General features: G+C 53.9%; 20 protein-coding genes. 9 read left to right on the top strand and 11 right to left on the bottom strand.

Annotated elements, in window-relative coordinates; all coding sequences use genetic code 11:
* Window positions 1-73 precede the first annotated feature (73 nt).
* Together EYC87_RS12685 and EYC87_RS12680 are read left to right on the top strand one after the other, a co-directional pair.
* On the top strand, window positions 74-1,657 hold the full coding sequence (locus EYC87_RS12685; RefSeq protein WP_007228575.1) for a 5-guanidino-2-oxopentanoate decarboxylase: 1,584 nt from the start codon (window positions 74-76) through the stop codon (window positions 1,655-1,657).
* 25 nt (window positions 1,658-1,682) lie between these two features.
* Window positions 1,683-2,873: a pyridoxal phosphate-dependent aminotransferase gene (locus EYC87_RS12680; protein ID WP_279253212.1), complete on the top strand. Its 1,191-nt coding sequence runs from the start codon at window positions 1,683-1,685 to the stop codon at window positions 2,871-2,873.
* Window positions 2,874-2,885: 12 nt separating this feature from the next.
* On the opposite strand, the gene EYC87_RS12675 is transcribed toward EYC87_RS12680, so the two are convergent.
* The 5 genes from EYC87_RS12675 to EYC87_RS12655 all read right to left on the bottom strand — a co-directional run bounded on the left by EYC87_RS12675 (window position 2,886) and on the right by EYC87_RS12655 (window position 5,587).
* On the bottom strand, window positions 2,886-3,668 hold the full coding sequence (locus EYC87_RS12675; RefSeq protein ID WP_279253211.1) for a class I SAM-dependent methyltransferase: 783 nt from the start codon (window positions 3,666-3,668) through the stop codon (window positions 2,886-2,888).
* On the bottom strand, window positions 3,669-4,301 hold the full coding sequence (locus tag EYC87_RS12670; RefSeq protein ID WP_007228456.1) for a flavin reductase family protein: 633 nt from the start codon (window positions 4,299-4,301) through the stop codon (window positions 3,669-3,671).
* A gap of 4 nt (window positions 4,302-4,305) precedes the next feature.
* Window positions 4,306-4,689, bottom strand: a complete 384-nt coding sequence (locus EYC87_RS12665) for a thiol-disulfide oxidoreductase DCC family protein (protein ID WP_279253210.1) — start codon at window positions 4,687-4,689, stop codon at window positions 4,306-4,308.
* A 63-nt stretch (window positions 4,690-4,752) separates the two neighbouring features.
* Window positions 4,753-5,187, bottom strand: a complete 435-nt coding sequence (locus EYC87_RS12660) for a c-type cytochrome (protein WP_279253209.1) — start codon at window positions 5,185-5,187, stop codon at window positions 4,753-4,755.
* 82 nt (window positions 5,188-5,269) lie between these two features.
* Window positions 5,270-5,587, bottom strand: a complete 318-nt coding sequence (locus EYC87_RS12655; RefSeq protein ID WP_279253208.1) for a hypothetical protein — start codon at window positions 5,585-5,587, stop codon at window positions 5,270-5,272.
* Between the two features lie 236 nt (window positions 5,588-5,823).
* Between EYC87_RS12655 and EYC87_RS12650 the strand changes: the two genes are divergently transcribed.
* On the top strand, window positions 5,824-6,714 hold the full coding sequence (locus tag EYC87_RS12650) for an alpha/beta fold hydrolase (protein ID WP_279253207.1): 891 nt from the start codon (window positions 5,824-5,826) through the stop codon (window positions 6,712-6,714).
* Between the two features lie 123 nt (window positions 6,715-6,837).
* Window positions 6,838-7,518: a COG3650 family protein gene (locus EYC87_RS12645; protein WP_279253206.1), complete on the top strand. Its 681-nt coding sequence runs from the start codon at window positions 6,838-6,840 to the stop codon at window positions 7,516-7,518.
* Window positions 7,519-7,721: 203 nt separating this feature from the next.
* Here EYC87_RS12645 and fnr read toward each other — a convergent pair whose 3' ends face one another.
* The 6 genes from fnr to EYC87_RS12615 form a co-directional block, all read right to left on the bottom strand.
* Window positions 7,722-8,477, bottom strand: a complete 756-nt coding sequence (gene fnr, locus EYC87_RS12640; RefSeq protein ID WP_279253205.1) for a fumarate/nitrate reduction transcriptional regulator Fnr — start codon at window positions 8,475-8,477, stop codon at window positions 7,722-7,724.
* Between the two features lie 74 nt (window positions 8,478-8,551).
* Window positions 8,552-9,988 (bottom strand): oxygen-independent coproporphyrinogen III oxidase, encoded by a 1,437-nt coding sequence (gene hemN / locus EYC87_RS12635; RefSeq protein WP_279253204.1) that lies wholly within the window; start codon window positions 9,986-9,988, stop codon window positions 8,552-8,554.
* Window positions 9,989-10,122: 134 nt separating this feature from the next.
* A complete protein-coding gene (locus tag EYC87_RS12630; protein ID WP_007228449.1) occupies window positions 10,123-11,289 on the bottom strand; it encodes a helix-turn-helix transcriptional regulator in 1,167 nt (388 codons plus the stop codon).
* 8 nt (window positions 11,290-11,297) lie between these two features.
* A complete protein-coding gene (locus EYC87_RS12625; RefSeq protein WP_279253203.1) occupies window positions 11,298-15,251 on the bottom strand; it encodes a DUF1631 family protein in 3,954 nt (1,317 codons plus the stop codon).
* 77 nt (window positions 15,252-15,328) lie between these two features.
* The gene (locus EYC87_RS12620) at window positions 15,329-17,569 is read right to left on the bottom strand and encodes a lipopolysaccharide kinase InaA family protein (RefSeq protein WP_279253202.1); all 2,241 of its coding nucleotides are present in this window, start codon (window positions 17,567-17,569) and stop codon (window positions 15,329-15,331) included.
* A gap of 62 nt (window positions 17,570-17,631) precedes the next feature.
* Window positions 17,632-18,432, bottom strand: a complete 801-nt coding sequence (locus EYC87_RS12615) for an SDR family oxidoreductase (protein WP_279253201.1) — start codon at window positions 18,430-18,432, stop codon at window positions 17,632-17,634.
* 205 nt (window positions 18,433-18,637) lie between these two features.
* On the opposite strand from EYC87_RS12615, the gene npdG reads away from it, so the two are divergent.
* The 5 genes from npdG to ung are packed head-to-tail and all read left to right on the top strand — an operon-like array spanning window position 18,638 to window position 24,955.
* The gene (gene npdG / locus EYC87_RS12610; protein WP_279253200.1) at window positions 18,638-19,321 is read left to right on the top strand and encodes an NADPH-dependent F420 reductase; all 684 of its coding nucleotides are present in this window, start codon (window positions 18,638-18,640) and stop codon (window positions 19,319-19,321) included.
* 10 nt (window positions 19,322-19,331) lie between these two features.
* Window positions 19,332-20,099: a coenzyme F420-0:L-glutamate ligase gene (gene cofE / locus EYC87_RS12605; RefSeq protein WP_279253199.1), complete on the top strand. Its 768-nt coding sequence runs from the start codon at window positions 19,332-19,334 to the stop codon at window positions 20,097-20,099.
* On the top strand, window positions 20,099-21,061 hold the full coding sequence (gene cofD, locus EYC87_RS12600) for a 2-phospho-L-lactate transferase (RefSeq protein WP_279253198.1): 963 nt from the start codon (window positions 20,099-20,101) through the stop codon (window positions 21,059-21,061). The genes cofE and cofD overlap by 1 nt, the downstream gene beginning before the upstream one ends.
* Window positions 21,058-24,261: a 5-amino-6-(D-ribitylamino)uracil--L-tyrosine 4-hydroxyphenyl transferase CofH gene (gene cofH / locus EYC87_RS12595; RefSeq protein WP_279253197.1), complete on the top strand. Its 3,204-nt coding sequence runs from the start codon at window positions 21,058-21,060 to the stop codon at window positions 24,259-24,261. Before cofD ends, cofH begins: the two co-directional genes overlap by 4 nt.
* A gap of 1 nt (window position 24,262) precedes the next feature.
* Window positions 24,263-24,955, top strand: a complete 693-nt coding sequence (ung, locus tag EYC87_RS12590; protein ID WP_007228679.1) for a uracil-DNA glycosylase — start codon at window positions 24,263-24,265, stop codon at window positions 24,953-24,955.
* Window position 24,956 lies beyond the last annotated feature (1 nt).

Here is a 24,956-nt window from a genome sequence, read left to right as displayed (position 1 = left end):
TCATGGGAGGATGCGCGTCAGAAGCCTTGATTATAAAAATTCAAATATTCGATAACAATGGGAGAATGGTGAGATGATCACCTGCGGCGAAGTCTTGGTTCAGGCGTTGGAGGCCTATGGTATCGAAGTTGCTTTCGGTATACCGGGCACTCATACCATTGAGCTTTACAGAGGATTACCAAAAACCGGGATCCGCCACGTGACGCCTCGTCATGAGCAGGGAGGTGGTTTTATGGCAGATGGCTATGCACGGGTCACCGGCAAGCCCGCGGCTTGCTTCACTGTTTCTGGCCCGGGCGCGCTAAATATAGCGACCGCCATGGGACAGGCCCTGCAGGACTCCGTACCCATGCTGGTGATCTCAGCTGATAATGCTCGCGCTCAGCTGGGCTTGGGTCAGGGTCGTCTGCACGACACTGAAAACCTAGCGGCTGCCATGACCCAGTGCAGCGTTTGGAGCCATACACTAATGAGCCCTGATCAGCTTCCGGAAGTGTTGGCCCGAGCATTTTCTATCTTTAGTAGCCAGCGCCCTGGCCCCGTGCATCTGTCCATCCCAATTGATGTGATCACTGCTGCCGCTGATACTGTCGATATTAAACCCTGGTCTCTGCCGACCAGACCCGCAGCTAATTTGGACGCCCTGCAGCGGGCTGCCGTTTTGCTGCAAAGTGCCAAGCGGCCCGTTATCGCCCTGGGCGGAGGCAGCGCGGATGCCTTCACCAGTATTCAAGAGCTGGTGGAACGGGTCGATGCTCCAGTAACACTCACTCATAATGCAAAAGGAGTGATACCGCCTGGGCATCCTTTATTGGTGGCTTCAAGCCCTTCTTACAAGCCGGTGCGTGATCTTTATCACGATGCGGACGTCGTTCTGGGCATTGGCACAGAGTTCAGTGAAACCGACTATGATTTCTTTTTTGATGGGGGATTTTCATTGGGAGGGTCGCTCATTCGAGTGGATATTGATAGCGCACAGCTCAGTCGAAATGCCAGGCCAGAGCTTGCGATCTGTGCTGATGCTGAGCTTGCCATCACTGCTTTGCTACCCCTGCTGCAGTCGACCAGACGCAACGGTCAAGAGCGCACTGCTGCTGTCAACGACCAGCTCAAAGCTCTTGACTCCAGTGACTATCAGGTTTTTCTCGATACTTTACAGCGAGCTCTCCCGGGTGCTGCAGTCATGGGGGATTCTACTCAGCCTGCTTACTTCGCAGCCGCTCAGTATCACGCGCCACAACCAAGGCGTTTTGCCAGTGCCGCAACTGGCTATGGCACCTTGGGTTATGCACTGCCTGCTGCATTTGGTGCTCGCCTGGGTTTACCAGAGACTCCGGTAATCGCCTTGATCGGAGACGGTGGACTGCAATTCACGATTAACGAATTATCCACGGCGGTCGAAGCAGAGTTGTCGGTAGCTGTCGTGGTCTGGAATAACGAACGCTACGAAATGATCGCGCAAAATTTTGACGCTGCGGGAATGAAGCCGATTGCCTGTGATATTCACACACCAGACTTTTTGGCTATCGCCCAAGGTTACGGTTGTCGTGCTGTGCAAGTAACCTCACTGTCAGAGCTCGAAGCGGCACTTGTCGCGTCTCAGGACTTTGCCGGCCCCACGGTGATTGAAGCGCGGGAAGAGGATTTTCTGCAATGAAATTTATGATAAAGAGGCCGGCGAGATGAACTCTAGCTTCGAAGCACATTTCAGTGCAATGTCGACTCGTTTAGAAGGAGACGATTCGCCCGTATGGGCAGTGCACGACGAAGCACTAGAACGTCAAAGCAATGGCGAAGACGTGTATCTGTTATCGGTAGGTGACCCGGACCTGGCTACGCTTCCCACGACGATTCGAGCCGCTATCGATAGTCTGGAGAAGGGGCGCACTCACTATGCGCCCGGTCGCGGTGAATTGGGCTTACGTGAAATTATAGCCGATATAGAGTTGCGAGCCTCTGGCAAACCCTGCGATCCGGATGAGGTGGTGATATACCCGGGAGCGACTAATGCGATTTATTCGGTGCTAGCTTGTCTGCTGGATACCGGCGATGACATCGTCGTTATGGAGCCGATGTACGTCGGTTACGACGGCATATTTAAATCCCTGGCGCTCAACAAAATCGGTGTGCCGTTAGACGTGGATTCGGGTTTCACGTTCGACCTCGCAAGCGTTAAGGCGGCCGTTACTGATACCACCAGGCTGGTGTTCATCAACACGCCGGGGAATCCTGCAGGTAATATTATCCCCGCTGCAAAATTGCAGGAGCTGGCAGCTTTCTGTTTGGAGCGGAATATTTGGTTGGTGTGTGACGAGGTCTACTCGATGATCACCTTTGATGGTGAGCACATCTCGTTGCGCAAGGCGGCCCAGAGTTTGGACAATGTGATTATCGTTGACGGCATGTCCAAGTCGCATGCAATGACAGGCTGGCGATTGGGGTGGACAGTAGCACCGGAAAAAGTTGCCGATCGTCTATTAGCTTTTACGTCGTCGACGATTTTCGGTTGTTGCCAGTTTGTTCAGGACGCTGCCGCGCATGCCCTGGTGAATGACGAGGAGTACATTAATGGCGTTCGCGAGGAATACAGGCAGCGGCGTAATTATGTCTGTGAACGCGTCGGGGGCATTTTGGGGCTATCCTGCGACGTGCCAGCGGCAGGTATGTTTGTAATGATACACGTAGACCTGGCCGGCACAAACGGCTTAGCGTTCGCCGAGAATTTGTTGGCAGAGCAGGGTGTCTCAGTACTGCCTGGCATCGGTTTTGGTGATTGCACCGAACATTATGTCAGAGTATCTCTTGCTCAGCCGATCACTATTTTACGACCAGCGTTTGACCGTATCGAAGCCTATTGCGAGGGACAGGCTTAGCCACCAGAAGCGCTAGTCAATCACGTGCTCTTTTTTTTGGAAGGTCATTAAGTGCTGCTTGGGTAACTCGTCTGAGACAGACGTAAGCGCAAGGCCAACAGCCGCCATTTCCTTTTCTGCCTGCGCCAGGGTCATTGTGTGTAGCGGCTTAATGCCAATAGTGGGATCCTCTCCTCGGTATTCGACCAGTAAAACTCTGCCGCCTGGTTTCAGTGAGGCGACGACCCCGGCCATCACTTCCAAAGGGCAAGAAAATTCATGGTACGCGTCTACCAGTAATACGACATCGGCAGAGCTTGCCTCCAGCGAGGGATCACATTCGCTTGCGAGCACGGTTTCTACATTGGGGACGCCGTAGTTGGCGGTTCGATGCTCGATAATCGCCAGCATCTCTGGCTGAATATCGACGGCGAGCACTTTACCATCCGGCACCTTCGTCGCCATCGGAAAACTAAAGTAGCCGGTTCCGGCGCCTAGATCGACCACGACATCAGAGGGGTTCAGGTTAAGGGACTCCATGAGCAGGTCCGTTCGCTCTTCCTGCACCCGTTGTGGTCTTTCGAGCCAGTTAGCGCCTCTATGTCCCATGACATGGGAGATCTCACGTCCCATGAAGACCTTGCCTATGCCGTCTGGACTGGCAGTAGTGGCTTGGTAATGTGGGGCTGGCAGGGCTTCACTGTCACCCAATGCAGCTCCAGTACCAAACAAGGCGCTAAAGACGCAGAGCAATAGAGCACCGTGGTAGCTGAGAAGCCGTCTCAGATTCTTTTTCCGCTGCTTAAGAGCTTCCACTCAGAGCACCGTTCTGGGAGGGACGTCTGGCTTGGCATAGGCCATTTTCTTCTCAAGCTGCACGCTGTGATAGCTGTCGAGTCCGGACAAAGCCGTCGTCCCTGTGGCGATTAAATCCAGTGAAAAATCATGATTAATGCTCTGGTCAGGGACCTCCAGCCCAATGACCTCACCGATGACCAAATGCGTACCGTTAATGGCTAACTCCTGATGCTCACGCAACTGCATAGCCAACTTCACCGAGGCCTCTGAAACCAGCGGAGCATTGAAGCCGGGCCACCACTCAGGCGTGAGGCCAGTGGCCTCAAACTCACTGATGTGCTGGGGGTAGCGAGCTGCTGTTTGATGCGCTGCCTCAACAATGTCATGAGTGACGTGGTTGATGCTGTATTGCTGCGTTGCGAGGATGTTGGCGAGTGTGTGCCTTTCATCACCCCCTGGTCGCACCACCAAAGCCAGAAGTGGCGGGTGGGACCCAAGGTGGACGACTGAGCTCACTATAGACAGGTTATCTTGACTCGAGGCGGCAGTTGTACCGATCAAGTTCGCAGATTTGAAGCCCGATAAGGAATTGACCAACGCGGCCCTCTGACGGCTGGCCATCTCGGCCAGACTCTTGCCATCAAGGCGCATCTCGCTAAGTCTCCCTTGCGGAACAAGTCTGACTGTACAGACGGTCATACCGCCAGCGGGCCCAGCGGGTGTAAAAAATGTTGAAAACGGGTGCAATAATAGGCCACTGCATCCACTTGAAAAGAGGCCCGATGCGCGTAAAACTCCAAGCGGCCACATTAGCGTCCACACCCTTCAGGAACAAGCCGCCTGACGTGCGCAGATGTAGCACCCGCAGAAGCGAATCTGGAGCTGGCAAGTCTGGGTCAGGCTCCATTGCATGGATATCTATCAGCTCAAGACCTTCGTTTTTCATTCTCCCTAGTCGGTCCATTTCTTTCGTGCAAATAGAGCAGCGACCATCATAAAAAAGCGCTGCGGGGCGGACGTGGGCGTTTGGTGGGTTCATGCTAGTTATTACGCTTTTGAAGGGCAGTTGGATTGCGCTGCATCATCAGCGGGGAACTCGCTGCTACAGACTCTCCACGAACGCGCCGATGTTGTCGATATCCTGGTCGCTGAGGAGGCCTGCTTGGCTCCACATTAAGGAACTTTGCTTCCCGCGTGTTTCGCCCGCCTTATATTGGAGCAATTTAGCAGCGATCTCGGTCGCACTCTGTCCGGCCAACATTGGACCAATGCCACCCTCACCCTTGGCACCGTGGCAGGCAATGCATCCGATGTACGCTTGTTCACCCAGTTTTTCCGGCGAAGCCTCCGCTCGGGCTTGAGCAGAGGCTGTTTCGAGGGCTACCACACCGCCTGTTTGCGCAACCCAAGCCTCATAGCACTCGCCGGAGCATCCGTGATTGTCCTCTGATGTATATTTGTTGTTCTGCATGCCCCACAGTGGAAGTCCAAAAGCAAACAGAGTGAAGAGTGATATAACGATGGCGTATCTGGGCATGTGTTACCTCAATAAAAAAAAGGGCCTCCCAGAACCAAGTCTGGACGGCCCCGGATTAATCTGGAGCGACTAGGATTTGGGTTTAAGCTTCGCTGTCAAGCTTCCATATGCAGTTTGAGGCGTGAGAAAAATCATTACTGATAATCGCTTGGCGGGCAGTATCTGCCTCAGCCTCCTTAAACAGGGCCACCGTCATGGCAATGCCCCCGAAAACCAATAAGTGTGCCATCCAGGTCAACCCAAAGTGAAAAATAGAGAAGAAGGTTAGGCTAAATACCATACTCCACATCCATCCCAGGACCTGCATAAAATAATGCTGCGATGCGAGGTCGAGATTGCGCAGCGGATTGTGGGCGCTATTCATAACCGCGTCCCAGCAATTGACGATAAATTTTTGCATGATGATGTTCTCCTGATTGCCTATAAGGTACGGAGACATCTCCGGGAAGGATTCTCGTTGTCCATAGGTTGTCCATAAACGGTGCTTAAAACCGACCGGCCTCGTTGCTGTTGCGATCTGGCCGTTTGAACGATAAATCGATGCAGTCGCTTCATTAACTGACAGGCACCAAGGCGCCTCTATAATGGTAGAGTGAGCATCACGGTTGGTTCAGTATTTACGCAAGGGATATCAGTTTGATACAAATAGAAGAGTGGCGAGCTAGAGGGCAGCAAGTTGAACTGCTTGGGCACAACTTGTTTTACATTGACGAACACCCCACTGAAAGTCCTCGCGGTACTATTGTGCTGATACATGGCTTTCCTACTGCCAGCTGGGACTGGTGGAAGATTTGGCCTGAGCTGAACAAGCACTACCGTTTGGTGGCTATGGACATGTTGGGCTTTGGGTTCAGCGCTAAGCCATGCCCTCATGATTACCGTATCGTAGAGCAGGCTGATTTGTGCGAGGCTTTGGTGAGTCATCTTAATCTGCACGAGTTCCATGTGTTGGCCCACGACTATGGCGATACCGTAGCGCAGGAAATGCTGGCGAGGCAAAATGTGCAGCAGGGGGCAGGCCGCTGGCTGTCCTGTCTTTTTCTCAATGGTGGCTTGTTTCCAGAAACGCACAATGCACTGCTAGTACAGCGTTTGCTATTGGGCCGTTTGGGTTTTCTGGTTCGTCATGCATTTAGTAAGGCGAGCATGCGGAAATCCTTTGACCGGGTCTTTGGCCCAGACACCCCCACCAGTGACGAAGAGCTCAATGCATTTTGGGATTTATTCACCCTTGATAATGGCCAACGGAATCTGCATCGTTTAATTCATTCTATGACTGACAGACGAATCAATCGCGAGCGCTGGCTGCTTGCGCTTCAGCAGGCCTGTTGTCCCATCGGACTTATCAACGGCAGTGTTGATCCCGTTTCAGGTGAGCACATGGTGGCGCGCTTTGAGGAGCTTGTCGGTGGTGAACACTTTATCAGACGCTTGCCTGCGATCGGGCATTACCCTCAGGTCGAGTCACCCTTGGAGGTGCAGGCTTATTATCTCGAGTTTTTAGCGGCGATGGAGCCTGCGGGCTGATTATGTTTGTCGGCGTCCGATTTGTCGCTGCTATGCCTGACTAGTCGCTTTTTCACCCATGCCTTTAGCTGGTGTTCGTTGAGCACACCTTAGGCTTAGAGTCAATCTGGAGGGATTGAAACCATGAAAAGAACTTTGCTACTGCTTCTGGCCATCTCCATAGCGGCCTGTGCGATAGGAACAGACCCGGCTGTGACAGCAAGTGCAATTGACGATTTTCAGCCTGATGCCCGCCCCACGGCCAAGACAATGGTGTATGAGTGCGACGATGCAGAATTCATTACGAGGGTAGGGCCAGGAGAAATGGCCTTGTGGTTTGAAGATCGCTACCTGATTCTGTCACAGGTGCGTGCCGCCTCAGGCACAAAATACCAGGAGGGTGATGTCGTCTTCTGGTCGAAGGGAGACCAGGTGATTTTTAGCGCAGCGGGAGTCCGCTATGCAAATTGCCAGATCAATCATGTCCGCGCGCCCTGGGAAGATGCCAGACGGCGCGGTGTGGATTTTCGTGCGGTAGGCAATGAGCCAGGGTGGCATTTGGAGGTGCGCGGTGATCAGCACCTGCTTTTTGTCGGAGATTACGGTGCGACTAAAATCATGTTCAGCAATGTCCAGACCACTGAAGGTCGCGAGCAATTGCATTATTTGTCTCAAGACGATGACGACAGCATTAATGTCACCGTCATTGAGAGCGCGTGTATCGATACGATGAAGGGCGACCAGTTTCCTTACAATGTGCAAGTTCAACTTAATGACCGTAATTATCAAGGCTGCGGCCGTACGCTGGATCATCCATGGGAATAGACCGCTCTGCCATACCCTGAGCCGGGTTTCACTAACAAGCCGAAGGTGTGCTGAATCATTATAATGTGGTTTCCCCAAAAGCGATTCTGTTTGCGGCGCAATGACATTTCAGTTTGAGCAGGTCAATTCGCTTTGATGTACGTTGGGCTGAAGAAATTAATGTAAGTGAATGTTTAAGGCGTGCGTTAATGGCGAGCCTGCCTTTAGCTGCCAAGATTCGCCATGTCCTGCAAACCTTGAGGATTCAGGATTTCAATTTCTTTATTGTCTACGCGTAAAACATCCATTTTTTGCATTCGGCTAAAGACCCGGGAGACCGTTTCAACGGTTAACCCGAGATAGTTACCTATGTCGACTCGGGACATAGGTAAGCGAAACTGGGTGGCGCTGAGTTTGCGCCGGGCGTTGCGGCCCGAGATACTGAGCATGAGTGCAGCAACGCGCTCATCTGCAGAATTTTTACTCAGCAGCGTGATCAATTGTTGATCTTCGGTGATTTCGCGGCTCAGAAGTTTGAAAAAGTGGCGCTGAAGGTTGGGCATCAAGGTGCTGAGTTTTTCGAGTGAAGCGAAGGGAATCTCGCAAACGGCAGCGGTCTCCAGCGCTTTGGCAGAAGACGCGTGCGCATTGTTGCTAATGCCGTCCATGCCAAGTATCTCCCCTGGAAAATAAAAACCGGTGACCTGTTCTTGACCATCGTCTGTCGTCTTATAGGCCTTAATAGTTCCAGAGCGGACGGCGTACACCGATTGAAAATCGTCACTTTCCCGGTACAGGTGCTGGTGCTTTTGCAAGGGTTTGCTTCGCTGGATGATGTCGTCCAGCTGCTGGATATCATCGCTCTCTAATGCCAGGGGTAGGCAGATGCTGTTTAGGCGACAGTTCCCGCAATTAACCTGATAGTCATGAGTGCAGGGGTTGGAGGCCGTATCCTGGGCCCGTGTGAGATGAATCGTCATTTGCTTCTCCTTGCAATGCTTCGAAATTATAGACGATTTTTCCATCATTCTGTAATTCGATTTCTGTGCCAAATTCATACAGTTGCTGAGAACTTAGGCGCAGATTCATCACCTTTATGGGTGCCCAAATATGCGTCAAAAAGCATACATATATTTCGCAAGAAGGGTCTCCCGCGCTTGGTCACACTGATCGTGTTTTCCGAAATCTCCAGTAATTGATCGGCGACCATTGGCGCCAGTTGATCCAGCTGTCGCTGGAATATGTGACTAAAGTCGATACCGAATTGACGGTTGCAATCACTGATATCCAGTTTCAGCTCTGATATCAGTGTCATGATGATGTGTCGACGTAACTTGTCATCATCGTTGACGCGGCAACCCCGGGTCACAGGCAGCGCGCCTGCATCCAGTAATTGGTAGTAAGCGTCCAGTTCGCGCTCGTTTTGGAGGTAGAAATCGCCAATCTGGCTGATAGAGGAGACTCCAAGCCCCAATAAGTCATCGGCCATGTGGAGGGAGTAGCCCTGAAAGTTGCGCTGCAAACGTCCCTCTCCCTGGGCAACGGCCAACTCATCTTGCGGCATTACATAGTGGTCCATGCCAATATGAAGGTAGCCAGCATCCTGCAGAGTGTGGCTGATGATTTCATGCAGCAGCAGCTTTTCGTTTGGTTCTGGCAGACTTAACCGATCGATGGCTCGCTGGCTGCTGAAGCGTTCCGGCAAGTGAGCATAGTTATAGCAGGCTATGCGATCCGGGTGCAGAGAAATGACCTTGCCTAGCGTTTCAGTCATGGTATGGCGGTCCTGGTGTGGCAGCCCATAGATCAGGTCAAAACTCAAAGATCGATAATTGTGAGCGCGAATGCAATCGACCAGTGACGCAATTTGTGGGTAGGACTGAACTCGGTTGACCGTTTTTTGCACCAGCGGATCAAAGTCCTGAATGCCAAGGCTGATTCGGTTAAAGCCGACGCCTTTTAGCAACGCGATGGTGCTGTTCTCAACAGTTCTTGGATCAATTTCAATAGAGTACTCGCGGTACCCCTTGTCCAGAAGGCGAAAGTGGCTCGCCAACAGGTGCATCAGCTCAGTGATTTGGGCGTGATCCAGGTAAGTGGGCGTGCCGCCACCCCAGTGCATCTGGGTGATGGGTCGCTGATCGCCAACCAGCTCAGACTGCAAAATAATTTCATGCTGCAGACTTTTCAGGTACTGCTGGGCGACATTTTTTTTACGCGTTACGATTTTATTGCAGGCACAGTAGTAGCAGATATCGCTGCAAAATGGCACGTGCAGGTAAAGCGACAGTGGTGCACGTTTATGATCACCATCACTGTTTTGCCAGTCGCGGTACTGTTGCATCGGGAAGTCCCGGCGAAACTGGGGAGCGGTGGGGTAGGAAGTATAACGAGGGCCTTGGCTGGCATATTTTTTAGCCAGATTCATGTCGGCCTGATGTCTTGTGGCTACGGCGGCAGAAGCGACAAGGTCGGAGTGCACGGTGTTCATCGGGGGATAAAGCTCTCGAATATATTGACAGTGACGATAACAGTATCGGCACTGCCGGACGTTGATCTGAATCAACGGCGCCTTACACAGTGTGTTGAAATCGCTGGTTACGGTTACGGTTACGGTTACGGGGCCTAGCCCAGCGAGGCAACACTTTTGATGACCAGGCGCACCAGTTCGGCTTGGCGAGAGACCCCAGTTTTGGCGAAGATAGATTTTAGCTGAGCCCTGGCGGTGTGTTGCGAGACATTCTGTGTGTCTGAGACCTCTGCCAGGCTCAAGCCTCGTGCCAACAGAATGGCCAGATTAGCCTCTGCGGGGGTCAGTTCGAATAACTCCGCCAGCGTCTGGCGAGAGGCGGATTCGTGCAGATCCGGGTCGGATATGAAAATGGCCGCACTGGGGCTTGATTGACCCTCGCTCCACTTGGATACGGGAACGGGGCGTACCACCAGCCCCAGGTCAGAGCGTCCCGATGAACGGGGAACTCTCAGGGCCCTCACTACAGAGGGCTCACCCTGGTGTTGGGCACGGATAATGTTGGCCACTGCTTGCTGCAGTTCTTTATTGATGTCCCTGCCTTCGATATGCAGCCATTGGCCTTTCAGGCTCAAACCATCTCCCTGTTCCAATAATACCTGGGCTACCGGGTTGGCACTGAGTACCCGAGCCTGCTCATCCAGGATAATGCTCGCCACTGCCAATTGAGAGACTGCACCGGCGTAAATGTCCCGCTCCGAAGTTCTGCGACTGATCGTCGCGTAAATTTGTATGGCGCGTCGTAAGTGTGGGGCAATGTGCTCCAACAGGCGGCGCTCCTCGGCGTTGAAGCGAGGCTCATCACTGCGCCGGGAAAATCGCAAGCGCGCCAGCATACCGCCTGGCTCTGCAGTATCGACGCCCAGTATGTGGAACAGGCCTACCGGCTGGAGGTAATGACGGTAATAATCAGATTCTTCAAGCTCTTTATCAGATAGTACGTCTTCGAGAGCTACCACCTTATCCAGCGGCAGGTTAACGAAGGGATCAAGCGAAAAGAACTCCTCTTGATAGGAGGCGGCCTGCCAGGCATTGGGGTCGGCGAGCGTGTCATCAGTATCGCCTGGCTCCGGGCGCACGCTATTGAGTATTGCGCCTTGATCCTCATCCGAAGGTGGGCGCACAACCAATGACGCTACCTGAGCATCCAGCATTTTTCGCAGTTGGGGCAGGGCGCTTTGCCAAGGACGATCTTCAAGTGGACCCTCGTAGATCAGACCCAGTAGATCGTCGTAGCTGAGGTCTGGTGATCCCGCTGTCATTGAATAAATTACTTTTGGATATTCGAGAGGTCCTCGGTGACCTCTGTCAGTAGTTTGGGCATACCCACTCCCCAGCCCTGCAGGTAGTCCACACCGATCTCATGCAGCTTCTCGATAATTTGATCATTTTCAACCGACTCGGCGATGGTTTCTTGTCCCAGGAAGTGGGCCAGGTCGTTAATAGAGCGAGCCATGGCGTAGTCCGCTCTGTTTTTGTGAATATGGGTGACAAAGGTGCCATCGATTTTCACGTAATCAACGGGCAACTCGCGCAAGTAGTTGTGGCTTGCCAGTCCTGTCCCAAAGTCGTCGATGGAAAATTTACAACCGATGTTGCGGAAGGCGCGCACAAAGTCCGCTGCCTTGACCAGGTTGGAGATGGTGCCAGTTTCTGTGATTTCAAAACAAATGTGACTGGTGCCCACGCCAAACTCTGAAATTTGTTCCAGCAGGTATTCCATGAAGTCATCATCAGTCACACTGCCACCCGACAAGTTAATAGCCAGGTTGGGCACTTCCTTTTCCTCATCCATTAATTGACTGACCCAGCGAAACGCCTCTTGCACCACCCAACGATCCACCAGGTTCATAAAACCATAGCGCTCTGCGCTTTGAATGAATTCCTCTGGCGAGGCAATACTACCGTCAGGATTGGCAAGACCCAGTAGTAGTTCGTAATGGCGCCCCGTCGATTGTTTACTTTCAACAGCGACTTGCATGATGGGTTGGGCTCGAAGTACAAAGCGGTCGGTGGCAAGCGCCTGCTCAAGGTCTTGCTTCGTTTTGGATTTGTCGTTGTTGAAACTGGTCGCCAGAGCCTGGTCTTCTTCGTAACGCTGAACCCGGTTACGGCCCTCCTCCTTGGCAATTTCCATGGATGTGCGAGCGGACTCCAGCACCTGATCCACCGACGGGCTGTATTCCAGGATTGGAGCAACACCGATAGAAACGGTAAAGGAGACACTTTCCCCATCCAGTTCAATGCTGCCCGCTTCGATATTCTGCCGAACCCTCTCTGCCAATTGCATCGCCTGATCTAGTTCGCGATCAAGCAATAGTACGGCGAACTGGTCGTTTTCAATGCGAGCTGAAGAAGATTTTTTCCCGTGTAGCTGGGCCAGCAGTCGACTAAACTCAAGCAGCACTGCGTCTCCACTAACTTCGTCGTAAATTTCATTGACCAGTTTGAATTGGTCGATGTCGATATACAGCACAGCATGCCGGGAGTTTTTTAGCTGCGCATGACGCAGTGCCTGGCCCATCTGACCGAGAAAGGTTTCCCGATTAATCAGCTTGGTAAGGCTGTCGTGGTTACGTGAGAAGCTGAGGTTTTTTTGCACGTGCTCCAGAGTTTGGTACATGCTTTGGTCAATCACCGAGAGCTTGTCGGCTGGCGCAGATGGCTGCACACCTCGACTCAGCTTGCGAGCCAACTGCACGGCGTTCAGGTCTGCAATTTTCTGACCACGCTCGTTAACAAAAATATAGCGGTCCTTGGCTGGACTGGTCCAGGCCAGTTGCATGCGCTTTTTTTGCCCGTCTTTATCACGGTAGGTCAGCCAGACATTATTATCCAGTTGCTCGACTCTGCGTACCCACCGCCGCAGACGCGGAAGATTATCTACTTTGGCGCGGAATGCCTTTGCGGACTCTGCGCTGTCGCTAATGTCGTCGCTGACTTCCGTGGAGTCTATGGCCAGGTTTCCCGCCAGGATTTCGCGTAACTCCGTCAGCACATCCTGGTGATCGACGCTGGCGGGCAGTGCCAGCACAATCTGCTGCTCCACCATATCGATTAGCGTTTCAGCCTCCAAGCCTAGTTGCATCAGCATATCATCACTGAGTTCGCCCGACTGTTTGTCATTTAGCCAGCTCGCTAACTGGTCCAGAGTGCTGATCTGATCAGACCAGGTGCTGCTCTGCGGCCCTTCTTTGACGTGGGTGAGGACCATTAAATCGCGCCATCCGGACTCCACCAGGTCAAGCAATACGCGCGGTGCTGCAGGGGGACGAATGCGCTCGTTGATGATACTGGCAACCGCCCGCCGCGCTTGTTGTAGTTTTTCCTGGCCCTCCTGAATGCGAACTACTCGCTCAATATTGCGAGAAAGCGCGCGCTCTTGCTGTTCGCTGAGTTTTTCAATGTTCTGCAGAGCCCGATCAAATACTGAAGCGTCGGTCTCATAGTCCTGGACAATATCATCGACGACTTGTTTGATGCGGTCCTCCAGCGCCCGGTTAGGGAAGTTTGCGCTGGTGGCGAGACCGGAGAGTTTGTCCACTACGGCTCTGGCGGAGTGTTCGTCGTTTAGAAAAAAGCGAGAATCCAGCAGGGCCAGGCGAGCCAGAGGAATTTGCAGGTTTGCCAGCGCCGGCTTTAATTCAGGGGTTACGTCTACCTGAGATTTGATGGTGCCAAACAAATTGTCAACCAGGTCCAGTTGGTTGAGACTTGCAGCGGTGAGTCCGCTGGTTTCTCGAATCCCGGTCAATTGCTCTTTGTGTTTGGCCAGGTATTCCCTGAGCGAGCTCTCCCCCTGCATGGTGAGGTGCACCGCGTTGTCGCCTTGCAGAATGCGCAGTGCCTGGGCAATAGTGTTGGCGTCGGCAAGGGACTGTTGATCGATTTTTGAGCTGGGCACGGTGCTGCCGTCCCAGGTGCCACTCATGGGAGTGCTGGCATCTACTGTGGCGCCATCGAATCTGCCCTCTACCTCACGTCGGAAGTTCAGGGCATCGACCACTGACTGGTAGAGGTCTTGGGATCCGCTGTCCATCGCAAGGTCGCGATCCGCGGAGTTGACTGCGCTGGTTTGGACGTTGTCCAGGGCGGCTGCAGCCTCACTGAGAAATTCGCTATCTCCGGTAGTTTGTGTGGCCGGCGTTTTTTCCCAAGACGGTCGGCGGGGTTTTCTTGTCTTGCGTTTCAGCAAGCTTCCCGAGTCGAGCACCTGTTGTTCCACATTTGGCTTTACGCCATTGCGGGCCAGGTAAGCGTTGAGCGGTTGGTAATAGCGACTCAGTGGACGGATCACGTGCTGAGAATAGTATTCCAGCACTACAGGTGCTGCCTCCAGGGAGACACCAACGGTTTCCATCGATTGCTGGAACGCGCGGCTCAACTGTCTGGCGTGAATTGGTAAGCGGACATCAAAAGGGTCTTCGTCGATGAGACTGGCTAAACGAACAACCAGGGATTCGAGCGCGACCCGGTGTAGCTCTTCTGCCAGCGCAACCATACGATCCAGGGCGAGTTGGCCCTCATATTCATACAGATCCACCAGTCCTAGCTCATCGAGACTGATGATGTCCTGCTGCCAGTATTCGTCCTCGTTCTCGTCTTCGCCGGGCACCAATTGCTGGAAATACTCTTCGACCTTTCCAAAAACGATATTACAGATTTCGTTTTTGCGCCTACGGACAAGTATTGCGGCGTCGTAGATTCGGTTGCGGCCATTCTCGTCCGGTTTTATCCGACTGGACAGGGCCAATAGCTCTTCCAACATATCATCGAGAGCGCCGGGGAAATAACGGGCTAGTTGTTTAATAGCGTCGCTGTGGAATTGCTTAAGCAGGCGAGAGTTTTCAGCCGTGGATCCGGTGATGGCGGGAGTGTCAGATTTCCCAGGTATTGTGGCTGGCTGGCCAGTCAAGGATTGTATGTATCGTTCGGCCGACTCTTTATCGAGATACAGGGGAGTCAGCGACAGCACACCACCGGCAACACCGTCAATGCGCGCTTCCACACTCTCGACACTGTCATCGCCGGGCAGCGAGAGCTGCGCCTTCATGCCAGGACGCAGACTGACCTTGCCACCATCGCTGGTGCCTGCTAACAGAGTAACCTCAGTTAATTGCAGCGTACCTTCGAGGTTAGCACCCAGCTTACCGGCCAGCCTGGCTCCTCCATCCAACTCCAGGTTTGCCTGATGTTGGAACGCTTGTGACTGGGTGCCGGGCATCGTGTTCCTAAATGATTGAGTAGACAAAGGTGCGAGTATAACCTTTAACCAAGTTGCCTCAAACCGCCCCGGATGGGTTAGCGTTTGGCTGGCTTCTGGCGACGCTTGCCCTTGAGTGCCTTTTTAACCGTCTGTTTGCAGTCATAGTACCAAAAGGGTACGCGCCACAGCGCTGACAGTGACTTGCCCAGATGATTCTCATAGTGCTTGATAAAGCGTTGACGATCATTCCAATTGAGTTTGTAAGCAATTCTAATCAAGTCCAGCATGCGGTGACGTGTTTGAACTTTAGATCCGGGGCCTGACCATGCGCGAACTCGACCGATATCTATCGCCATGGGACAAACATTGCCCTGCTGATCTTTTACTAGCAGTAAATTACCTGAGGACAGATCCCGGTGAATGATTTGTTTGTTATGCATGCTACATACAAACCCGCTAATCAACCTGAACCAGGCTTCTTTGTCCAAGCCCTCGAATTCGGCCTCACCCCGGTTGATGGAGGCATACACATCGCGGGCAGAAAATGCTCCGGGTACGAACTGGCACAGATACCAGGAATCACGAATTCCAGGTTGTTGCCGGGCTTCGAAAAACGCAATTGGAAGGGGGGTTGCCACGCCTTTACGCAACATATCGCAAGCGTTATTCCAGTGGCGACGGCCTTTGCTGGGATAGAAGCGGTAGGTGAAGTGCTTTATACCCTTAACGCGGTTGAGCTTGACTGTGACCTGCTCGCAAATCCCACGGGGATCAGCAACATTCCAGAGTCGATTGCGGGCGTCCCGGAGTACCTGGGTTGCTTCTAGCTGTTCTAGTTTGCCCGGATGCAGCTGCTGGGCCAGAACCAGATCCTGCTCTCGAGATTCGGCTCTCAACATGTGTGCGCCGTGCCAGTGGAGATCGCTATAACTGATCGACTGCCATTGGGGCGAGGAGAGGTGGACAACCTGGTCGATCGACAGGCTTTGCGATTTATCGCTTGCCTGCGTCTGACAAGGACCCTGCAGTTCGATGACCATGGGATGCTCGTTGATGACCAGTGGGTTGGCTAGCTCCTGTCCTGTGGCATCGCGAAATATAGCTTGGTCCAAGACACCTTGAGCCAACACTGCGTCCAGGTGTTTAACCTGACCGTCCCGGGTCCATGCCAGCATGAAGTGTCGTCCGGTTTTGTCGCTGTACTGAAACATGCTGGCGCCGTCCGGGTCGTGCTCTACACTGAGGCATTGAGCCCCCGCCAGACGTTTTGCGATATAGGCCATGGCGTGAAAAGCGAGTGTCGGTGCAAAGTTCTCAGGATTTCCTTTTACTTTCTCGTAGAAACTGACTTGGTCAATCATCGGATAGTCGTTCGCGCCATCATCGATCAGGCCATCCCGGGAGCAGATCAACGGTCCCCAGTAGACCCGAGACAGGGCGTTGCTGGCCGCGGCCAGGGCCAGGTAGCGGACCAGGTAATCTGTTCTCTTTTGTTCAGGCCAGGCGGCACGACGTTGCAGTCTTTTGATCGTCCAGCAGGTGTAAGTGCACATCAACTCATTGGTGCCTGTTCGAGCGCCAATAGCTTTTAGAATGCGTGCCTTTTTGATCAGGTTGAGCTTTAACGGCTTTCGTGCCATTGCACCCAAAACGCGGTGGTCAAAGGCCTCGGGTTCGACCACTCGTTCAACGAAAAGGTTGTCGCTGTGAATATCGGGGGTGACGCCCAGACGTCGAAACATGCCCAGGTAGGTGGCATTGTAGAGAGGTTCAAAGTCCGAAACGTTAGGGCCAACCAAGCGTATGTCGAAGTTTGTAGCGACCTCTTGACCGAGGATGTTGGCCAGCAAAAAACCTTGAGAGGATAATCCGGACCATTTCCCTCGGTTTGGTGTATTGCCAATTTCAAACAGACTGACCCTGCCCTGGTAGGCACCGAAACAGTCTTCCAGAAAATCTCGCCAGCGCTGCTGCGCGGTCACATCTTCGAACAGGATTTGGGCCTGGGCGATCGGTGGCAACAAGTCCAACATGATTTCCACATCTGCTGCCAGTAGTCGTTCCAGCAATCGATGGGCAGGTCCCTCAGCACTGCCGTAACTGAAGTCCATGCGCACCTGACGTATGTCCAACTCCTGCAGGCGATCGATAACGTAGTCATCACAGGCTGGGTCTTCACCTGGTGCTACGTTAACGCCAAAAAAATCCTTTGGAATAACCAGACCGGCGTCCGGCTGGTGATCAGTGCCTATAAGCCGGGCGCATAGACCAACCGCGTTTAATAACTCCCGGGCGGCCGTAGGATAGCCGTAGAGGGGGTGCAGCAGTTTGTTCACTTCAGCGGATCCACTTCATTGCCTGACTTGATGACGCAATTATAACAGGAGCCGCCAGTTGTTTACTGATCTGGGCTTGCCGCGTCCAGGAACGCGGGTTTCTCACCGCCGCCGTGCACCGCAAAACTGGTGCCGCTGACATAAGACGCGAGCGATGAAGCCAAAAACAGACAGGCGTCGCCGATGTCTTCAGGAACGGCCATTCGACCCATAGGGATGGTGGCTTCCACGGCAGCAATACCATGCTCATCCCCGTAGTGGAGATGGGATTGCTCGGTGCGAGTGAGGCCCACAATGATCGCGTTCACCCTGACTTTGGGCGCCCATTCGACGGCCAGTGAACTTCCAAGGTTAACCAGGCCGGCTTTGGCGGCGCCGTAGGCAGCGGTCCCCGGAGATGGGCGCAGGGTGCTAACGCTGGCGATATTGATGATACTGCCACCGCCTTCCTGAGTCTGCATGATACGGTTGGCAGCCTGGCTGAAGTTCAGCGGTGCGATCAGATTCAGCCGGATAATAGATTCGGAGAAGCGAGGAGATACCTCGGCGGCATCAGCATGGGGGGCACCGCCAGCATTGTTGACCAGCACATCCAGACGACCAAATTGAGCGACGGCATAGTCGACGCAGGCCTCAATCTGTTCAAAATTTTTCACGTCGCAGGCGATGAACAGTGCCTGCCTGCCGCCGGCGCTGGGCAGGCTTTCTGGCTCTGAACGCCCGCAGATCAGCACCTTGGCTCCGGCTGCGAGGAAGCGCTCGCTAATACCTCGGCCAATACCTTTGCCGCCCCCAGTGACAATGATGGCCTTACCCTCAAAATCCATGGGATTGGGGTTTAATAGCTTAGCGGTACTGTCCATATCTTTTAACTCCTCTGGCTGACAAGCCCTGGGCGCTTGTGATCAACAAGTGATTTACATAAGATGCCTGCGGCGCCGCCAATCCTAACTTAACAAAAGGGGGCTGGGAACTGAGCGGACTGAGCCCTTTCTGCGTAGAAGAGACTAAGTGGAGTTGGTAGCAACTGCTGTACTCCTTTCTATTACCCCTATCAGGACACGCATCATGACAACAGAAACACTACCCATACTGGCTATTTTAGGCGGCACTGGAGACCTTGGCACTGGCCTTGCCCGTCGCTGGGCTCAGGCTGGCTACCAGGTTCTAATTGGTTCGCGAACCCAGGAGAAGGCTGAGGCGGCAGTGGCCGACCTGCGAGAAGTAATGGCAGAGCGAGGCGTCGGCGAAATCAGTGTGCAAGCCATGGAAAACCTGGCTGCTGCCCAAGCCGCTGACATCGTTGCGATTACCGTCCCGTTTAGTCACCAAGCCAGCACGCTGGAACTGGTCAAGCCGGCTTTGCAGGGAAAGATCCTGATTGATGTAACCGTTCCTCTGGTGCCACCCAAGGTAGCCAGGGTTCAGCTGCCCGAAGGTGGCAGCGCAGGTCAAATTGCCCAGGATTTGCTCGGTGAAGAGGTGGCTGTAGTGTCAGCGTTCCAAAACGTCGCAGCGGCTCATCTGCAGGAAGGCAGTGGTTTGGATTGTGACGTACTGGTTTGTGGCAACAAGAAGGTCGCCCGGGAGCAGGTTATCACCTTGATAGAAGCCGCTGGTATGCGCGGTTTTCACGCTGGCATGATCAACAACGCAGCCGCGGCGGAGGCACTGACCTCGGTACTGATCGTGATCAACAAACAATACAGCTGCCACGCAGGTATTCGAATTACCGGCCTGGACCACGACTAGGCACGTTTCGATGGCAGGCTCGCTGCAACTGATTCCGCTGGTAGATTTTCCCCTGGTGGAGCCCGGGGACGATCTCGCTCAGCTGATCTGCACTTCGTTGGCATATAACGCCTTGGACCTGACCCCGGGTGACATTTTAGTGCTTGCCCAGAAAATCGTTTCCAAGGCGGAGGACTGCTACGCGCTATTGTCAGAAGTGGAGCCCTCGGCGGCAGCGTTGGAACTTGCCAGTCAGGCGAATAAGGACCCGCGACAGGCGGAGCTGATTTTACGAGAGAGCAGAGAGGTATTGCGGGTGCGACCGGGAGTAGTCATTGTTGAACATCGCAATGGCTATGTTCACGCTAATGCCGGTATTGATAAATCCAACATCAGTATCGATCAACAAGATCCACGGGTGTTACTGCTGCCTCACGACCCCGATAAATCCGCGGCTGAGCTGCGTCGGGCGCTGGGTACACGCACCGGTGTGACCCCGCAAATTATTATCAATGACAGTGCCGGTCGCGCCTGGCGCAATGGCACGGTCGGTATCGCTATTGGTACTGCCGGGTTGAACCCCTTGTTCAATCAGGTAGGCGAACGGGACATATTCGGCAATGTGTTGGAAGTAACGGAGCCTGCGGTGGCGGACGAGCTTGCAGCCGCGGCGTCTCTGGTGATGGGGCAAGCTGCGGAAGCATGCCCTGTGGTACTGGTCCGTGGGGCCGAGTTCCCGGAGTTTGATGGCGGATCGACGTCTTTGTTGCGTGAGCGCAGCATGGATATGTTTCGCTGATGACTGCGCAATCGGGCTGTGTGCTTGCACTCTCGGGGGGTGTTGGCGGCGCCAAGTTGTCGCTGGGACTAGACCGTGTGCTACCCCCCGGCGACCTGCATGTGCTGGCTAATACTGGCGATGACTTTGAACATTTGGGCCTCTCTATCAGCCCTGACATAGACACCTTGCTTTACACCCTATCCGGTCGCTCCAATCAAACCCTCGGCTGGGGCCTCGAAGGCGAAAGCTGGAACACCATGGAAGCACTTGAGGCACTGGGCGGTGACACCTGGTTTCGACTGGGTGATCGGGATATCGCAACGCATTTATGGCGCACAGAGCGCCTGGCCGGCGGTGCAGACCTAGCCGCCGTCACCCAGGAGTTGGCGCGGCGCATGCAAATCAACAGTCACATTCACCCGATGTCAAATCAAGCTGTTCGCACTACCGTGCACAGCGTTGAAGGGCACTTGCCTTTCCAGCACTATTTTGTGCGCCGCCAATGCGAACCGGCGGTAACCGGGTTCAGCTTTGAAGGGTTAGAGCAGGCGCAGGCGAATGCCCAAGTGATGGAATTATTGGCAACAAACCAGTTCAGCCACATCATTGTTTGCCCCTCCAATCCGTTTGTCAGCATCGACCCTATTTTGCAAGTATCTGGCATATGGCACGCACTCAGAGACTCGAGCGCTGCGGTGACTATGGTCTCACCGATTGTGGCTGGACAGGCCATCAAGGGCCCTGCGGCAAAAATGATGACTGAGCTGGCAGTGCCGGTTACTGCATTGGGCGTAGCCAAGCATTACGTGGACAAGTATCCCGGCCTTGTGGATGACTTCCTGATTGACCAAAGTGACGCTACACTGGCGCCAGAAATCAGTGCATTGGGAATGAGAGCGCATATCGCACCAACCGTAATGAAAACTCTAGAAGATAAAATTCAGCTGGCGCAAACCTGCCTGGCTTTGGAGACGACGTGACCTTAGTACATGCGTTGGTGCCTTTAAAAACGCTTGGAGAGGCAAAAAGCCGCCTCGCCGGTGTATTGCTGCCAGCAGAACGTTCATCGCTGGTGGCCGCCATGGTGCGAGATGTGTTGCAGGTGCTGTGTCGACATCCAGAAGTAGAGGCGATTAGCCTGGTGTCCGAGGATCCGCAAGTCCAGGTGATTGCCGAAGCCTTTGGCGTTGGCTTTATTGCCGAGGGCGAGTTACAGGTGAGTGGGCTCAATGCGGTGATCGACGCAGCGGCCAGTCAACTGGCGCGCACTGGAGCAGAGCGCCTGTTGGTGCTGCACGGCGACATTCCCACGCTGGGCTCTGATGACTTGAGCAATGTGTTGGCCACGTTAAAAGCTCGCGGTGGGCTGGTTATTGGCACGGATCATGATGGCGTTGGCACTAACCTGTTGGCGTTTGCTGTCAATGACATGCCACAGTTCCACTTCGGCGAAGGCAGCTGTGACCTGCACCACGCCTGGGCGGAAAAAGCAGGCCTGCCTGTGGCAGTGATCAAGCAACCTGGTATTGCCCTGGACATCGACGATCCAATGGATTTGGTGCAACTGCTGGGTGAAGCTAATGCGGGGACACACACGCACGCCTATTTGCAGGAATCTAAATTGGCTGCGAGAGTCATGCCCCCCAGCGCGGATAAATGGCAGGCACTGAAAGAGAAACTAGTGGGAGGCGAACTCCCGGACCGACCCGAAGCTCTGTCACTGGCTACCGTAATCGACACCGCTGAATTGGCACAGCTCGCTGGTGCGCAGCGAGACAGAGGCCACGGCAACACCATCACCTATTCACGCAAGGTGTTTATTCCGCTGACCAAACTGTGCCGCGATGTTTGCCATTACTGCACTTTTGCCCAGACCCCAAAGAAGATTGACCAGCCGTTTATGCCCGTTGAAGAAGTGCTCGCGCTATGCCGCGAGGGCGCGGCAATGGGCTGTCAGGAGGCTTTGTTTACCCTGGGTGAAAAGCCTGAGCTACGTTACAACATCGCTCGCAAAGCGCTGGCCGAAATGGGCTATGAGTCAACGCTCGATTATGTGAAAGAGGTTGCCGGTCGGGTATTGGCAGAAACCGGCTTGCTGCCCCATATCAACGCCGGGTGTATGACCGCCGAAGAAATAGCCTCGCTGCGCGAAGTCAGTGCTTCAATGGGAATCATGCTGGAGTCGGCATCGCCTCGGCTGTGTGAGAAGGGCATGCCTCATTACGGTTCTCCTGACAAAAATCCAGACGTTCGACTTGAGACCCTGGAGTTGGCGGGACAGGCTGCGGTGCCCTTTACCTCGGGTATTTTGATTGGAATCGGTGAAACACGGCGGGAACGTGTGGAGTCAATGCTGTCTTTGCGGGACGTTCATCTTCGCCATGGTCACTTGCAGGAAGTGATTGTACAGAACTTCCGTGCTAAACCCGGCACCCTGATGGCCAACGCTCCCGAACCCAATCTCGAGGACATGCTGTGGACTATTGCTGTGGCTCGGTTGGTTTTTGGCCCTGAAATGAGTATTCAGGCGCCCCCCAATCTGAGTCCGGGTGTATTACCGCAGCTGGTGGCAGCTGGCATTAATGATTGGGGCGGTGTCTCCCCGTTGACGCCTGATCATGTCAATCCTGAGGCGCCGTGGCCACACCTGGACAAGCTTGCCCGTGAAACGGCTTCAGCGGGTAAGTTTCTGGACCAGCGGCTGACGATTTACCCCGCCTACGCGCAAGCGCCGGAGCGCTGGCTGGATAAAGCGCTGCATGCTGCGGTGCTCGATCAAAGTGACAGTATGGGCTTTGCGCGTCGGGACGACTGGGTACCGGGGGAGGAACGCCCAGTGCCAGCGGTAGAGACCCAGTTGATGTTAAGCACGGCTGCACCGCAGGGCCGTGATGTAGATCCACAGTTGCGAAGTATTGTTGAACGCTGCAGGAACATGGCTGAACTTGATGAGTCAGAGGTAGTTCGCTTATTTGAGGCTAGGGGTCGTGACTTTTCTTTTTTGGTGAGTGCGGCTAATGAATTGCGAGAAACCGTAGCCGCTGACCGCGTCAGTTATGTCGTTAATCGTAATATTAACTACACCAACGTTTGCTACTTCAAATGTCAGTTCTGTGCCTTTTCTAAAGGCAAAGCCAGTGAAAACCTGCGGGGCAAACCCTACGATATCAGTGGCGATGAAATTGCACGGCGCTGTCGCGAGGCGTGGGCTCGTGGCGCAACTGAGGTTTGTATGCAGGGTGGCATTCACCCGGATTACACGGGCCAGACCTATCTGGATATTTTGCGCACCGTACGCACGGCGACGCCAGATATGCATATTCACGCATTTTCGCCACTGGAGGTATTACAGGGGGCAGAGACGCTGGGGCTTGATGTAGAGACTTTCCTGCGTCAATTGAAGGCCGCTGGTCTCAATACACTTCCGGGCACGGCAGCGGAAATCCTGCACGATGCGGTGAGAGCTCGCCTTTGTCCCGATAAATTAAACAGTCAGCAGTGGCTGGAAGTGATGGAAACCGCCCATAGCATCGGTTTGCGAACGACAGCAACCATCATGTACGGACATATCGAAAAGCCCCGGCACTGGGCGCATCATCTGTTGCAGCTGAGGGCGCTACAGCAGCGCACCGGTGGTTTTACCGAGTTCGTGCCGTTGCCTTTTGTGCACATGGAAGCTCCCATGTATCTCAAGGGTAATGCCCGTCGAGGCCCTACTTTTCGTGAAGCGGTGTTGATGCATGCGGTTGCCCGTCTGGTTTTTCACGGTTGGATAGACAACATTCAGACATCCTGGGTAAAGATGGGTGAACCCGGGGTGCAGGCCTGTTTGCAGGCGGGCTGCAATGACCTAGGCGGCACTCTCATGAATGAAAGCATTACTCGCGCTGCTGGTTCTGATCATGGCCAGGAGTGGCCGCCGGCCAGAATGGAGGCCCAGATTCGCAGCGCCGACAGGCGACCCCGTATGCGCAATACGCTTTATGGCAATGCGCCTGGTGCGCAGCGCGTTGCAGCTTTTAACGCGTCTCCATTGGCCGCACCCCAAAACACTGCTGCTGCCAAAGTCGAGCGCAGCAAGCTAATCGCGACTGTACAGTTGGGTGCTCGCGAAGCGGTTCGAGTGGCAGAGGAGCTTGCCTTCGTCGACCAGGTTTTCCTGGTCGCAGCTTGTGACTAATGTGGACTCAGGCATTGAACAGCTTGAGCCCGGCTGGCGGGCGCGACTCGCGCCGGAGTTTGATAAAGCCTATATGCGACAATTGGCGACGTTCATAAACTCGGAGAAAGAGTTGGGGAAGACTGTTTTTCCCGCGGAAGACCAGTTTTACAGCGCTTTTTCACACACGCCCCTGGATCGTGTAAAGGTGGTCATTGTTGGGCAGGATCCCTATCACGGCGAAGGCCAGGCCCATGGCCTGTGCTTTTCGGTAAAACCCGGTGTCAAGACTCCCCCTTCGTTGAACAACATTTATCAGGAAATTAATGCGGAATTAGGTTTACCGGTTCCCGCTCATGGCTGCCTGGCTAATTGGGCGGATCAAGGAGTTTTGTTACTCAATAGTGTGCTGTCAGTTGAGTGTGGAAAGGCAGCTTCGCATGAAGGCATGGGCTGGGAATCTTTTACTGATAAGGTGATCGAGGTCATTAATGATGATCGAGAGGCGGTTGTCTTTTTGCTTTGGGGTAACTATGCGCAGCGCAAGGGCGCAAGCATCGATACCGATCGCCACTGCGTGCTGAAGGCCCCGCATCCTTCACCGCTGAGCGCCTACCGGGGTTTTTTTGGTTGCGGTCATTTCAAGGCGACCAATGAGTATCTTAAGCAACGCGGCAGATCAGCGATCGACTGGTCTTTACCAGAAGTCGCCTGAA

The sequence above is a fragment of the Candidatus Seongchinamella marina genome, assembly GCF_026262685.1.
Taxonomy (GTDB): domain Bacteria; phylum Pseudomonadota; class Gammaproteobacteria; order Pseudomonadales; family Halieaceae; genus Halioglobus; species Halioglobus marinus.
The sequence above is the reverse complement of the archived record's forward strand: the minus strand, read 5'-3'. Positions and strand labels throughout refer to the sequence as shown.

What these genes read in the sequence shown, in the direction of transcription:
- EYC87_RS12685 (WP_007228575.1), top strand. Translation starts at nt 74, where the DNA reads ATGATCACCTGCGGCGAAGTCTTGGTTCAGGCGTTGGAGGCCTATGGT.
- EYC87_RS12680 (WP_279253212.1), top strand. Translation starts at nt 1,683, where the DNA reads ATGAACTCTAGCTTCGAAGCACATTTCAGTGCAATGTCGACTCGTTTA.
- EYC87_RS12670 (WP_007228456.1), bottom strand. Translation starts at nt 4,301, where the DNA reads ATGCGCCTTGATGGCAAGAGTCTGGCCGAGATGGCCAGCCGTCAGAGG.
- EYC87_RS12665 (WP_279253210.1), bottom strand. Translation starts at nt 4,689, where the DNA reads ATGAACCCACCAAACGCCCACGTCCGCCCCGCAGCGCTTTTTTATGAT.
- EYC87_RS12660 (WP_279253209.1), bottom strand. Translation starts at nt 5,187, where the DNA reads ATGCCCAGATACGCCATCGTTATATCACTCTTCACTCTGTTTGCTTTT.
- EYC87_RS12655 (WP_279253208.1), bottom strand. Translation starts at nt 5,587, where the DNA reads ATGCAAAAATTTATCGTCAATTGCTGGGACGCGGTTATGAATAGCGCC.
- EYC87_RS12645 (WP_279253206.1), top strand. Translation starts at nt 6,838, where the DNA reads ATGAAAAGAACTTTGCTACTGCTTCTGGCCATCTCCATAGCGGCCTGT.
- fnr (WP_279253205.1), bottom strand. Translation starts at nt 8,477, where the DNA reads ATGACGATTCATCTCACACGGGCCCAGGATACGGCCTCCAACCCCTGC.
- hemN (WP_279253204.1), bottom strand. Translation starts at nt 9,988, where the DNA reads ATGAACACCGTGCACTCCGACCTTGTCGCTTCTGCCGCCGTAGCCACA.
- EYC87_RS12630 (WP_007228449.1), bottom strand. Translation starts at nt 11,289, where the DNA reads ATGACAGCGGGATCACCAGACCTCAGCTACGACGATCTACTGGGTCTG.
- EYC87_RS12625 (WP_279253203.1), bottom strand. Translation starts at nt 15,251, where the DNA reads ATGCCCGGCACCCAGTCACAAGCGTTCCAACATCAGGCAAACCTGGAG.
- EYC87_RS12615 (WP_279253201.1), bottom strand. Translation starts at nt 18,432, where the DNA reads ATGGACAGTACCGCTAAGCTATTAAACCCCAATCCCATGGATTTTGAG.
- npdG (WP_279253200.1), top strand. Translation starts at nt 18,638, where the DNA reads ATGACAACAGAAACACTACCCATACTGGCTATTTTAGGCGGCACTGGA.
- cofE (WP_279253199.1), top strand. Translation starts at nt 19,332, where the DNA reads ATGGCAGGCTCGCTGCAACTGATTCCGCTGGTAGATTTTCCCCTGGTG.
- cofD (WP_279253198.1), top strand. Translation starts at nt 20,099, where the DNA reads ATGACTGCGCAATCGGGCTGTGTGCTTGCACTCTCGGGGGGTGTTGGC.